This is a genomic window from Pseudomonas sp. CP4, assembly GCF_047758505.1.
Taxonomy (GTDB): Bacteria; Pseudomonadota; Gammaproteobacteria; order Pseudomonadales; family Pseudomonadaceae; genus Aquipseudomonas; species Aquipseudomonas fluorescens_AO.
This window is the reverse complement of record NZ_CP180489.1, coordinates 2,675,565-2,688,556: the sequence shown is the minus strand read 5'-3', so window position 1 is coordinate 2,688,556 and position 12,992 is coordinate 2,675,565. Positions and strand designations below refer to the sequence as shown.

Here is a 12,992-nt window from a genome sequence, read left to right as displayed (position 1 = left end):
CGGAGCTGAGGTGCGTATAATTCTGCCAGACATCGGAGCCCGAAGACGCATGCCGCAGACGAAAGATGAATTACCCGACGCGCTGTACCGCGCCGCACAGGTGCGCGAACTCGACGCGCGGCTGATCGCCGCCGGCACGCCGGGCTTCGAATTGATGCAACGCGCCGCCCGCGCGACGTGGCGGGCACTGGTGCGCAAGTGGCCGGCAGCGAACGAACTGACGGTGCTCGCCGGGCACGGCAACAACGCTGGCGACGGTTATCTGGTGGCCGGGCTGGCGCTGCGGGCCGGTTGGACGGTGCGCGTTCTCGCCGTCGGCGATCCGCAACGTTTGCAGGGCGATGCCGCACTGGCCCATGCCGAATCCGTAGCTGCTGGTGTTGTGGTGCAAGGCTGGCAGGGGCAAAGCGAGCTGCGCGGTGTCGTCCTCGATGCCTTGCTCGGCACTGGCCTGAGCGGCGAAGTGCGTGAGCCGTATGCATCGGTGATCAAGGCGATCAACGCCTGCGGTTTGCCGGTGGTGGCGGTCGATATTCCGTCAGGGCTATGTGCCGATACCGGGCGTGAACTGGGCGTCGCGGTCCGCGCCGATCTAACGGTGACATTCATTGCTATGAAGATCGGGCTGTTGACCGGTGACGCGGCGGATCATATCGGTGAACTGGTCTTCAACGACTTGCAATCCACCAACGAAATTTTCAGTGACATTCCCGTCTGCGCTGAACGCCTGAGCGCCGCTAATCTTCCAGCACTTGCGCCGCGCGCGCCGACCTCGCACAAGGGCCGCTTTGGCCATGTGCTGTTGATCGGCGGCGATCATGGTTTCGGCGGGGCGACTCTGCTCAGCACTGAAATGGCCTTGCGCGGCGGCGCGGGCATGGTCTCGCTGGCGACTCGGCCAGAGCATGTGCCAGCGGCGCTGACCCGTATCCCGGAAGCCATGGCTCTCGGCACCTCGTCAGCCAATCAACTGATGGGCCTGCTGGAAAAGGCTTCGGTGCTGGTGGTCGGGCCGGGCCTTGGTCAAGCCAGTTGGGGGCGCGCCTTGTTGTCGGCAGCCGCCAACGCACCGTTGCCACAGGTGTGGGACGCCGACGCGTTGAACCTGCTGGCCAGCGCTTTTGTACAGTTGCCCGAGGGTTGCGTGATTACCCCGCATCCGGGCGAGGCGGCGCGCTTGCTCGGCATCAGCACCGCTGAAGTGCAGGCCGATCGCCTGACTGCTGCATTGGCGTTGAGCAAAAAGTATTCAGCGGTAGTGGTGCTGAAAGGCGCCGGCAGTTTGATCGCCCATCCCGACGGGCGTCTGGCCCTTTGTCATCAGGGCCATCCGGCGATGGCCACGGGCGGGTTGGGTGATGTGCTGGCCGGTCTCACCGGCGCATTGCTGGCCCAAGGCTTGGGCGCGTTCGATGCGGCATGCCTGGCCGTCTGGCTGCACGCCAATGCCGGTCTGCAACAAGGCAAATTCGGCCGTGGGCTGGCGGCCAGTGATCTGATTCAAGCCATTCGTCAGTTGTTGGAGGAGCATGCACCGTGTCTGAAGTAACCCTGTACCTGGCCGATGAACAGGCGATGAGCGACTTTGGCGCACGGATCGCCCGCGTCACCCAGGGCCACGGCCTGATTTTTCTTGAAGGCAACCTGGGCATGGGCAAAACCACTCTGTCGCGGGGCATCATTCGCGGGCTGGGGCACGTCGGCGCGGTAAAAAGTCCGACCTTCACTCTGGTCGAGCCCTACGAGATCGGTGAAGTGCGCGCGTTCCATTTCGACCTGTATCGCTTGGTTGATCCGGAAGAACTGGAATTTCTCGGTATCCGTGACTACTTCGAGGACGATGCCCTGTGCCTGATCGAATGGCCCGATAAAGGTGCAGGCTTTTTGCCAAAGCCTGACCTGACCATTACCATTGGCCCGCAAGACAGCGGTCGTTCGCTGAAAATTTTAGCCCAGGGCTCGCGTGGCGAGGCCTGGTGTGCCGCTTTGGCATTGGAATCCAATTAAATGATGGGGTTTGGTATGCGCTTTCGCGCGTTGGTGGCTGCCGCTGGACTGATGTTGATGGCAGTAACCGTCAACGCTGTGGCCGATTCAAAGGTCAACAGCGTGCGCCTGTGGCGGGCGCCGGACAATACGCGACTGGTTTTCGACCTCAGCGGCCCGGTGCAGCACAGTGTCTTCACCCTGACTGCCCCGGATCGGTTGGTGATCGACATCAACGGCGCCACCCTCGGCGCGCCGTTGAATGTGCAGACCGCGAACACGCCGATCACCGCGATGCGCTCAGCCCAGCGCACGCCGACCGACTTGCGGGTGGTCATCGACCTGAAAAAAGCCGTCACCCCGAAAAGTTTCTCGCTGGCGCCGAACGCGCAGTACGGCAACCGTCTGGTGGTCGATCTGTTCGACAACCCGGCCGATGCCGCGCCGCCGCCGGCCCCGACACCTTCGGTGGCGACCGTGCCGGCAGTGCCGGTGACCCCGACTGAGCCGGCGATCAAGCTGCCGCCAGCCCCAGCGGGCAAGCGCGACATCATTGTGGTGATCGACGCCGGCCACGGTGGTGAAGACCCGGGCGCGTCCGGTTCGCGCGGCCAGCGCGAGAAAGATGTGGTACTGCAGATCGCTCGCGAGTTGCAGCGTCAGGTCAACGGCATGAAAGGTTTCCGCGCCGAACTGACCCGTACCGGCGACTACTTCATTCCATTGCGCGGGCGGACCGAAATCGCGCGCAAGAAGGGCGCCGACCTGTTCGTCTCGATTCACGCCGACGCGGCGCCGTCCGCAGCCGCGTTCGGTGCGTCGGTGTTCGCTCTGTCCGATCGTGGCGCTACGTCCGAGACCGCCCGTTGGCTGGCCGACAGTGAAAACCGTTCCGACCTGATTGGCGGTGCCGGTAACGTCAGCCTCGACGACAAGGACCGCATGCTCGCTGGCGTGTTGCTCGACCTGTCGATGACCGCGTCGCTGACTTCCAGCCTCAACGTCGGGCAAAAGGTGCTGACCAACATCGGTCGCGTCACGCCGCTGCACAAACAGCGCGTGGAACAAGCCGGATTCATGGTGCTGAAGTCGCCGGACATCCCGTCGATCCTGGTCGAAACCGGCTTCATTTCCAACGCCAACGAAGCGAACAAACTGTCCGCGTCGAGCCACCAGCAGGCGCTGGCCCGTTCGATCAGCAGCGGCGTGCGCCAGTTCTTCCAGCAGAATCCGCCGCCCGGCACTTACATCGCCTGGCTGCGTGATTCCGGCAAGATTGCTCAGGGTCCGCGCGACCACCGCGTCGGCCCGGGCGAGACGCTAGCGATGATCGGCGTGCGCTATCAGGTTTCGCCGGCCACGTTGCGTGCTGCCAACAACCTGAAAAGCGATGAGCTGAAAGTCGGTCAGCACCTGACCATTCCCGGCACCGAACTGGCGTCCAAAGAATGAATCAGGTATTGAACACTGCGCGCATCGAGCTGCTGAGCCCACGACTGGCGAACCAGATCGCCGCTGGTGAAGTGGTTGAGCGTCCGGCTTCGGTGATCAAGGAGTTGCTGGAAAACAGCCTCGACTCCGGCGCCAAGCGTATCGACGTCGACGTCGAGCAGGGCGGCGTCAAGTTGCTGCGCGTGCGTGATGACGGCAGTGGAATTTCGGCCGATGACCTGCCGCTGGCCCTGGCCCGTCACGCCACCAGCAAGATTCGCAACCTCGAAGATCTGGAACAGGTGATGAGCCTGGGTTTCCGTGGCGAGGCGCTGGCGTCGATCAGCTCTGTGGCGCGTTTGACCCTGACCTCGCGCACCCGCGATGCCGATCAGGCCTGGCAGGTCGAGACCGAAGGCCGGGACATGGCGCCGCGCGTGCAGCCGGCGGCGCATCCGGTCGGCACTTCGGTGGAAGTCCGCGACCTGTTCTTCAACACCCCGGCCCGGCGCAAATTTCTCAAGACCGAAAAAACCGAATTCGATCACTTGCAGGAAGTGATCAAGCGTCTGGCGCTGGCGCGTTTCGACGTGGCTTTTCATCTGCGCCACAACGGCAAGACCATCCTCAGCCTGCACGAGGCCCACGATGATGCGGCCCGCGCACGGCGTGTGGCGGCGATCTGCGGTTCGGGGTTTCTCGAGCAAGCTTTGCCGATCGAGATCGAACGTAATGGCCTGCACCTGTGGGGCTGGGTCGGTTTGCCGACCTTCAACCGCAGTCAGGCGGACTTGCAGTATTTCTTCGTAAACGGCCGAGCAGTGCGCGACAAACTGGTGGCCCACGCCGTGCGTCAGGCTTATCGCGACGTGCTGTTCAACGGTCGGCACCCGACCTTCGCGCTGTTTTTCGAGGTCGATCCGGCGGCGGTCGACGTCAACGTCCACCCGACCAAGCACGAAGTGCGTTTCCGCGACGGGCGCATGGTTCATGACTTCCTGTATGGCACGCTGCACCGTGCGCTGGGCGACGTGCGTCCGGAAGATCAATTGGCCGGCTCGGTCACCACGGCGATCGTTCGACCTAGTGGCATCGAGGCGGGCGAATTCGGTCCGCAGGGCGAGATGCGTCTGGCCGCCAATGCGCTGCTGGAGCAGCCGCAGGCGCAGCCGGTGTTCAATACTTCGTCCGGCGCCAGCGCTGGCGGCGCTTATCAGTATCAATACACGCCGCGTCCGCAATCGACGTTGCCCGCTGCCGAAGCTCAAGCTGCTTACAAGGAGTTTTTCGCGCCGCTGCCTGAAGCCAATGCCAGCGCACTGCCGACCGGTCAGGAAGATATCCCGCCGCTCGGCTATGCACTGGCGCAGCTCAAGGGCATCTATATTCTGTCCGAAAACGCCCATGGCCTGGTGCTGGTGGACATGCATGCCGCCCACGAGCGGATCATGTACGAGCGCCTGAAAATCGCCATGGCCAGCGAAGGCCTCAGTGGTCAGCCGTTGCTGGTGCCGGAGTCACTGGCGGTCAGTCAGCGCGAGGCCGACTGCGCTGAAGAACACGCCGCGTGGTTTCAGCGTCTTGGTTTTGAATTGCAGCGGCTGGGGCCGGAAACCCTGGCGATCCGGCAGATTCCGGCACTGCTCAAGCAGGCCGAAGCCAACCGACTGGTCGGCGACGTACTTTCGGACCTGATGGAATACGGCACCAGCGACCGTATCCAGGCGCACCTCAACGAACTGCTCGGCACCATGGCCTGTCACGGCGCGATCCGCGCCAATCGGCGCCTGGCCGTGCCGGAAATGAACGGCTTGCTGCGCGACATGGAAAACACCGAGCGCAGCGGTCAATGCAACCATGGCCGACCGACCTGGACCCAGTTGGGCCTGGACGATCTGGACAAACTGTTCCTGCGCGGTCGTTGATGAGCCAGCTTCCTCCAGCGATTTTCCTGATGGGCCCGACCGCTGCGGGCAAGACCGACCTGGCCATTGAGCTGACCAAGGTGCTGCCGTGCGAATTGATCAGCGTCGATTCGGCGCTGGTCTATCGCGGTATGGACATCGGCACGGCCAAGCCTTCGAAAGAACTGCTCGCCGAATATCCGCACCGGCTGATCGACATTCTCGATCCTGCTGAAGCGTATTCCGCTGCCGATTTCCGTCGCGACGCGTTGCAGTCCATGGCCGAAATCACTGCGCGGGGAAAGATCCCGCTGCTGGTCGGCGGCACCATGCTCTATTACAAGGCTTTGGTTGAAGGGCTGGCGGACATGCCGGCAGCCGATCCCGAGGTGCGCGCGCAGATCGAGGACGAAGCTGCACGTCTCGGCTGGCAAGCCCTGCACGATCAACTGGCGCAAATCGATCCGGTGTCGGCGGCGCGCATTCATCCCAATGATCCGCAACGCTTGAGTCGGGCACTGGAAGTCTATCGAGTCAGCGGGCAGAGCATGACCGCCCTGCGCGAGCAACAATCTGCGCAAAGTACTGAAGCAGCCGCTTCGGGACGTCAACAATTGCCCTATACTGTCGCGAACCTGGCCATTGCTCCGGCGAATCGTCAGGTTCTGCACCAGCGAATTGAACAAAGATTCACAAATATGTTGGAACAGGGGTTCATCGACGAGGTCGTAGCCCTGCGTAAAAGAAGTGACCTGCATTCGGGGTTGCCGTCTATACGTGCGGTAGGCTACCGCCAAGTCTGGGATTACCTGGACGGCAAGCTGACATTGGCCCAGATGCAGGAGCGGGGCATCATCGCCACGCGCCAATTGGCCAAGCGCCAGTTTACCTGGCTGCGCAGCTGGGACGATTTGCACTGGCTGGACAGTCTTGATTGCGACAATCTGCCACGCGCCTTGAAATACCTCGGGACCATCTCCATATTGAGCTGAGTCCTTGCAATTGCCGTCTATCCTTGGGGGTGTGACGGCCGAAGCCATCTGAATTTACCTGTTTTTATTATTGAATCCTTAAAGGAGTGCGGCACATGTCAAAAGGGCATTCGCTACAAGACCCTTACCTGAACACTTTACGTAAAGAGAAAGTCGGGGTTTCCATCTACCTGGTCAACGGTATCAAGCTGCAAGGGACGATCGAGTCGTTCGACCAGTTCGTGATCCTGCTGAAAAACACCGTCAGCCAGATGGTCTACAAACACGCTATCTCGACCGTCGTGCCGGTTCGTCCAATTCGTCTGCCTAGCGCAACCGAAAACGAACAGGGCGATGCCGATGCAGCGCCGGGTAACGCCTGATAGGAGTCTCCTTTGTTCTTTGAGCGCCACGGTGGTGGTGAACGAGTCATCCTCGTTCACTTGGATGGACAGGACCCTGAGGCGCGCGAAGATCCGCAGGAGTTTCAGGAGTTGGCAAATTCGGCTGGCGCCGAGACCGTCGCGTTTTTTAACGTGCCGCGTCATCGGCCAACCGCCAAATATCTGATCGGCAGCGGCAAGGTCGAGGAACTGCGCGACCTGGTCAAGGCTGAAGAAGCCGATCTGGTGATTTTCAATCACATCCTTACGCCCAGTCAGGAACGCAACCTCGAACGTGTTTTCGAGTGTCGCGTGATCGATCGCACCGGGCTGATTCTCGATATTTTCGCTCAGCGCGCACGTACCCATGAGGGCAAGCTGCAGGTCGAACTGGCCCAGCTTGACCACATGAGCACGCGGCTGGTTCGCGGCTGGACTCACCTTGAGCGTCAGGGTGGCGGTATCGGTATGCGCGGCCCGGGTGAAACCCAGCTGGAAACCGACCGCCGCCTGCTGCGGGTTCGCCTGCGCCAGATCAAGGGGCGGCTGGAGAAGGTACGCAGTCAGCGTGAGCAGTCGCGCCGTGGCCGATCCCGTGCGGACATTCCTACCGTTTCGCTGGTGGGTTACACCAACGCTGGCAAATCGACACTCTTCAACAACGTGACGAAATCCGACGTGTATGCGGCCGACCAACTGTTCGCCACACTCGACCCGACCCTGCGCCGCCTGGAGCTTGACGACCTCGGTCCGATTGTCCTGGCCGACACCGTGGGCTTCATTCGTCACCTGCCGCACAAGCTGGTCGAGGCATTTCGGTCTACGCTCGAAGAGTCGAGCAATTCCGACCTGCTGTTGCACGTGATCGATGCAGCCGAACCGGATCGCATGTTGCAGATCGAGCAGGTGATGGTGGTGCTGGGCGAGATTGGTGCCCAGGACTTGCCGATCCTCGAGGTCTATAACAAACTCGATTTGCTCGAAGGTGTCGAGCCGCAGATCCAGCGCGATGCCGATGGCAAGCCGCAACGGGTCTGGCTCTCGGCGCGTGATGGCAGCGGTCTGGAACTGCTTGAGCAGGCCATCGCCGAGTTGCTCGGCAGCGATCTGTTCGTCGGCACCTTGCGCTTGCCGCAACGATTCGCTCGACTGCGTGCGCAGTTCTTTGAGCTCGGGGCGGTACAGAAAGAAGAATACGATGAAGAAGGTGTCAGCCTGCTGACCGTTCGTTTGCCCCGGATCGAGCTGAATCGATTGGTAAGCCGCGAAGGATTGCAGCCGATGGAATTCATCGAGCAACACACTTTGCAATAAAAGCCTGAAAAAGCGGTTGTGCCGCAACGGCAGGCATTCTGTAGCATTGGTCGGCGCGCCGTGGGTGCGTCTTTGCTTTATCAGATGGAGAGCGCTATGGCTTGGAATGAGCCGGGTGGCAACTCGAATAATCAGGATCCCTGGGGTGGCAAGCGCCGCAATAACGGCGACCGCAAGGGACCACCGGATCTCGACGAGGCCTTCCGAAAGCTGCAGGAAAGCCTGAACGGGTTGTTCGGTGGTGGTAAGAAACGCGGTGATGACGGCGGCGGGTCGGGGCGCAGCAGTGGCGGCTTCGGCGGTCTGCTTGGCATCGGCCTGGTGGTGCTGGCGGCTGTCTGGCTGTACAGCGCGGTTTATGTTGTGGACGAGCAGGAGCAGGCCGTGGTGCTGCGCTTCGGCAAGTACTACGAGACTGTCGGCCCGGGCCTGAACATCTATTTCCCGCCGATCGACAAGAAGTATATGGAGAACGTGACGCGTGAGCGTGCGTACACCAAGCAGGGCCAGATGCTGACTGAAGACGAGAACATCGTCGAAGTGCCGCTGACCGTGCAGTACAAGATCAGCAACCTGCAGGACTTCGTGCTGAACGTCGATCAGCCCGAAATCAGTCTGCAGCACGCGACCGAAAGTGCACTGCGTCACGTGGTCGGTTCCACCGCCATGGACCAGGTGCTGACCGAAGGTCGTGAATTGATGGCCAGCGAAATCAAGGAGCGTCTGCAACGTTTCCTCGATACCTATCGCACCGGTATCACCGTCACCCAGGTCAACGTACAGAGCGCAGCGGCACCGCGTGAAGTACAGGAAGCCTTCGATGACGTGATCCGCGCCCGTGAAGACGAGCAGCGTTCGCGCAACCAGGCCGAGACCTATGCCAACGGCGTGGTGCCGGAAGCCCGTGGTCAGGCCCAGCGCATCATCGAAGATGCCAATGGTTACCGCGACGAGACCATCTCGCGCGCCAAGGGTGAGGCCGATCGCTTCACCAAGCTGGTCGCCGAGTATCGCAAGGCACCTGAAGTCACCCGCGAGCGTCTGTACCTGGACACCATGCAGGAAGTCTTCAGCAATACCAGCAAGGTACTCGTGACCGGCAACAAGAACGGCCAGAGCAATCTGCTCTACCTGCCGTTGGACAAAATGATCCAGAACAGTTCGGGTAATGCACCGGTGACCGGTTCGGCCGCCAGCAACAACACGGACGTCACGCCGCATGTCACCGACGTGCCGCAGACGCGTACAAGGGAGACCCGCTGATGAGCAATAAATCGCTGATCGCCCTGATCGTTGGCGTCGTCGTGGTACTGGTGGGCTGGAATTGCTTCTACATCGTCGCTCAGACCGAGCGCGCGGTGCTGCTGCAATTCGGTCGTGTGGTTCAGGCCGATGTCCAGCCGGGCCTGCATGTGAAAGTGCCGTACGTCAACCAGGTGCGCAAATTTGACGCGCGTCTGTTGACGCTGGATGCACCGACGCAGCGCTTCCTGACCCTGGAAAAGAAAGCCGTGATGGTCGATGCCTACGCCAAGTGGCGGGTGAAAGATGCCGAGCGCTTCTACACCGCGACTTCGGGTCTGAAGCAGATCGCTGATGAACGTCTGTCCCGTCGTCTGGAATCCGGTCTGCGTGACCAGTTCGGCAAGCGCACCCTGCACGAAGTGGTGTCGGGTGAGCGTGATGCGTTGATGGCTGACATCACTGCATCGCTGAACAAGATGGCGGAAAAAGAGCTGGGTATCGAAGTGGTCGATGTCCGGGTCAAGGCGATCGATCTGCCGAAAGAAGTGAACCGCAGTGTGTTCGAGCGTATGAGCACCGAACGTGAGCGTGAAGCTCGCGAGCACCGCGCCAAGGGTAACGAGTTGGCCGAAGGCATCCGTGCCGACGCCGATCGTCAACGCCGCGTGTTGCTGGCTGAAGCCTATCGTGAATCCGAAGAGGTTCGCGGTGACGGTGACGCCCAGGCTGCTGCGATCTACTCCAAGGCCTACGGTCAGGATCAGGAGTTCTACGGTTTCTACCGTAGCCTGCGTGCCTACCGCGAAAGCTTCGCGAACAAGTCCGACGTCATGGTCCTCGACCCAAGCAGCGACTTCTTCCGTTATCTGGAAAAAGCCAAGCCTTGATACGGCGTTGACCTGAATCATTCCGCCCGGCGGCTAAAACCTCGGGCGGGGTGATCCTTTCGGAAAACGTGTGTATGATGCGGCAGCCGGGAAATTCCCGGCTTTTTTGCGTCTGCACGTTTGATTGCTGTTTTAGTTGCAGGCATCGGGTTTGAACAGCCCGAGCGTTTTTCGAGGAAAGTGATGGGCGAAGCCGGTAACAGGCCTTTCGCTGCGTCGTTCATGCGCGTGCGTTTTGAACGCCCCGGTCATTTTCTGCTTCACTCAAGGCTCGCCCTCGTGCTGGCCGCCCGGATCAAAGGGGAATGGCGTAATGGCAACGGTAGACCGCTGGCTGCTGCCAGATGGCATCGAAGAAGTACTGCCACCGGAGGCGGCGCGCATTGAAGTCGCGCGTCGTCAGGTGTTGGATCTGTTCCAGAGCTGGGGTTACGAGTTTGTCGTGACTCCCCATATCGAGTACCTGGAATCCCTGCTGACCGGCGCGGGCCAGGACCTGGATCTGCGTACCTTCAAGGTCATCGACCCGCAATCGGGCCGGCAGATGGGTTTCCGTGCCGACATCACGCCGCAGGTCGCGCGCATCGATGCCCACACCCTACGTCGCGAAGGTCCGAGCCGTCTGTGCTATGCCGGCAGCGTGCTGCACGCCCAACCGCGGGCATTGTCATCTTCGCGCAGCCCGATCCAGCTGGGTGCCGAGCTGTACGGCGACGCCAGCCCGAGCAGCGACGTCGAAGTCATCAGCCTGATGCTGGCGATGCTGCAACTGGCCGATGTGCCGGATGTGCACATGGACCTCGGCCATGTCGGCATCTATCGTGGTCTGGCGCGCGCCGCCGGTCTGTCCGGTGAAGTCGAGCAACAGTTGTTCGATGCCCTGCAGCGCAAGGCCATCGATGAAGTGATTACGCTGACCGAAGGCCTGCCGGCCGATCTGTCCGGCATGCTGCGCGCACTGGTTGATCTGTGCGGCGGCCGTGAAGTGTTGAGCGCTGCCCGCGAGCGTCTGGCCAATGCGCCGGCGCCGGTGCTGGCGGCGCTGGAAGATCTGCTGGCGATTGCCGAGCGTCTTTCCGTGCGCTTCCCGCAGCTGCCGCTGTATTTCGACCTCGGCGAGTTGCGCGGCTACCACTACCACACCGGTGTGGTGTTCGCGGTGTTCGTGCCGGGCGTTGGCCAGTCCATCGCTCAGGGCGGTCGTTACGATGACATCGGTGCCGACTTCGGTCGCGCCCGTCCGGCGACTGGTTTCTCTACCGATTTGAAAACCCTGGTGACCCTGGGGCGTGCTGAGATCGAGCTACCGTCTGGCGGTATCTGGATGCCTGACAGTACGGATGCGGCACTCTGGCAGCAGGTTTGCCAGTTGCGCAGTGAGGGTCAGCGTGTCGTTCAGGCCTTGCCTGGACAACCTTTGGCCGCCGCCCGTGATGCGGACTGCGACCGGCAATTGATTCAGCAGAACGGGCTTTGGCAAGTATCGCCACTGGCTTCTTGAGTTTTCCTGCCGGCCTTCGCCGGCACCAAGTTTGCGCGAATGAGGACAAGTGTTATGGGTAAGAATGTCGTAGTCCTGGGCACCCAGTGGGGTGATGAGGGCAAAGGCAAGATCGTTGATCTGCTGACCGAACATGCTGCCGCCGTAGTGCGCTACCAGGGTGGCCACAACGCGGGTCACACGCTGGTGATCGACGGTGAAAAAACCGTCTTGCACCTGATTCCGTCGGGCGTGCTGCGCGAAGGCGTACAGTGCCTGATCGGCAACGGCGTGGTGGTTGCACCTGACGCCCTGCTGCGCGAGATCACCAAACTGGAAGAGAAAGGCGTACCGGTGCGCGAGCGCCTGCGTATCAGCCCGTCCTGCCCGCTGATCCTGTCCTTCCACGTCGCGCTGGACCAGGCTCGTGAAAAGGCCCGTGGCGAGTTGAAGATCGGTACCACCGGTCGCGGCATCGGCCCGGCGTACGAAGACAAGGTTGCCCGTCGTGGGCTGCGTGTCGGCGACCTGCTGAACATGCCGCGCTTCGAAGACAAGCTGCGTGAACTGGTGGATTACCACAACTTCATGCTGGTCGGTTACTACAAAGAGCCAGCCATCGAGTTCGAAAAGACCCTGGCCGAGTGCAAGGAATACGCTGAGCTGCTCAAGCCGCTGATGCTCGACGTGACCGCCGAGCTGCACGACCTGCGTCGTGCCGGCAAGGACATCATGTTCGAAGGCGCGCAAGGTTCGTTGCTCGACATCGACCACGGCACCTACCCGTACGTGACCAGCTCCAACACCACCGCAGGTGGCGTGGCGACCGGTTCGGGCGTGGGTCCGATGTTCCTCGACTACATCCTGGGCATCACCAAGGCCTACACCACTCGCGTGGGTTCCGGCCCGTTCCCGACCGAGCTGTTCGATGACGTTGGTGCGCACCTGGCCAAGCAGGGTCACGAGTTCGGCGCTACCACTGGCCGCGCCCGTCGTTGCGGCTGGTTCGATGCCGTCATCCTGCGTCGCGCTATCGACGTGAACAGCATCTCGGGCATCTGCCTGACCAAGCTGGACGTACTCGATGGTCTGGAAACCATCAACATCTGCGTCGGCTACAAGGACGCGCAGGGCAATGCCGTTGCGCCGACTGATGCTGATAGCTACGTCGGTCTGCAGCCGGTGTACGAAGAAGTTCCGGGCTGGAGCGAATCGACCGTGGGTGCCAAGACCCTGGAAGAGCTGCCGGCCAATGCTCGTGCCTACATCAAACGCGTTGAAGAGTTGATCGGCGCGCCGATCGACATTATTTCGACGGGCCCGGATCGCAACGAAACCATCGTTCTGCGTCATCCGTTCGCTTGATAAGTCGTTGATGTAAAAAACAAAGG

11 protein-coding genes are annotated in these 12,992 nt (G+C 61.3%); all 11 read left to right on the top strand.

Annotated features, from left to right (window positions below; translation table 11 throughout):
* The first annotated feature begins 49 nt into the window (after positions 1-49).
* The 11 genes from ACMYUN_RS11960 (at position 50) to ACMYUN_RS11910 (ending at position 12,966) form a co-directional block, all read left to right on the top strand.
* The gene (locus tag ACMYUN_RS11960; RefSeq protein ID WP_415763794.1) at positions 50-1,549 is read left to right on the top strand and encodes an NAD(P)H-hydrate dehydratase; all 1,500 of its coding nucleotides are present in this window, start codon (positions 50-52) and stop codon (positions 1,547-1,549) included.
* A complete protein-coding gene (gene tsaE, locus ACMYUN_RS11955; protein ID WP_415763793.1) occupies positions 1,537-2,007 on the top strand; it encodes a tRNA (adenosine(37)-N6)-threonylcarbamoyltransferase complex ATPase subunit type 1 TsaE in 471 nt (156 codons plus the stop codon). The genes ACMYUN_RS11960 and tsaE overlap by 13 nt, the downstream gene beginning before the upstream one ends.
* A 51-nt stretch (positions 2,008-2,058) precedes the next feature.
* Complete coding sequence (locus ACMYUN_RS11950; protein ID WP_370593506.1) at positions 2,059-3,438, top strand: N-acetylmuramoyl-L-alanine amidase; 1,380 nt, start codon at positions 2,059-2,061, stop codon at positions 3,436-3,438.
* A complete protein-coding gene (mutL, locus tag ACMYUN_RS11945; protein WP_415763792.1) occupies positions 3,435-5,342 on the top strand; it encodes a DNA mismatch repair endonuclease MutL in 1,908 nt (635 codons plus the stop codon). The genes ACMYUN_RS11950 and mutL overlap by 4 nt, the downstream gene beginning before the upstream one ends.
* On the top strand, positions 5,342-6,313 hold the full coding sequence (miaA, locus tag ACMYUN_RS11940) for a tRNA (adenosine(37)-N6)-dimethylallyltransferase MiaA (RefSeq protein WP_310403939.1): 972 nt from the start codon (positions 5,342-5,344) through the stop codon (positions 6,311-6,313). The genes mutL and miaA overlap by 1 nt, the downstream gene beginning before the upstream one ends.
* Before the next feature lie 95 nt (positions 6,314-6,408).
* Positions 6,409-6,675, top strand: a complete 267-nt coding sequence (hfq, locus tag ACMYUN_RS11935; RefSeq protein WP_016771947.1) for an RNA chaperone Hfq — start codon at positions 6,409-6,411, stop codon at positions 6,673-6,675.
* A gap of 12 nt (positions 6,676-6,687) precedes the next feature.
* Positions 6,688-7,989, top strand: coding sequence for a ribosome rescue GTPase HflX (hflX, locus tag ACMYUN_RS11930; protein ID WP_129998184.1), 1,302 nt, complete (start codon positions 6,688-6,690; stop codon positions 7,987-7,989).
* Between the two features lie 96 nt (positions 7,990-8,085).
* Positions 8,086-9,252: an FtsH protease activity modulator HflK gene (gene hflK, locus ACMYUN_RS11925; protein ID WP_024011368.1), complete on the top strand. Its 1,167-nt coding sequence runs from the start codon at positions 8,086-8,088 to the stop codon at positions 9,250-9,252.
* Entirely contained in the window at positions 9,252-10,121 is an 870-nt protein-coding gene (gene hflC / locus ACMYUN_RS11920; RefSeq protein WP_039756857.1) for a protease modulator HflC, read from the top strand. Before hflK ends, hflC begins: the two co-directional genes overlap by 1 nt.
* A gap of 313 nt (positions 10,122-10,434) precedes the next feature.
* Positions 10,435-11,622, top strand: coding sequence for an ATP phosphoribosyltransferase regulatory subunit (locus ACMYUN_RS11915; RefSeq protein ID WP_016771944.1), 1,188 nt, complete (start codon positions 10,435-10,437; stop codon positions 11,620-11,622).
* A 54-nt stretch (positions 11,623-11,676) separates the two neighbouring features.
* Positions 11,677-12,966 (top strand): adenylosuccinate synthase, encoded by a 1,290-nt coding sequence (locus ACMYUN_RS11910; RefSeq protein WP_039756860.1) that lies wholly within the window; start codon positions 11,677-11,679, stop codon positions 12,964-12,966.
* Positions 12,967-12,992 lie beyond the last annotated feature (26 nt).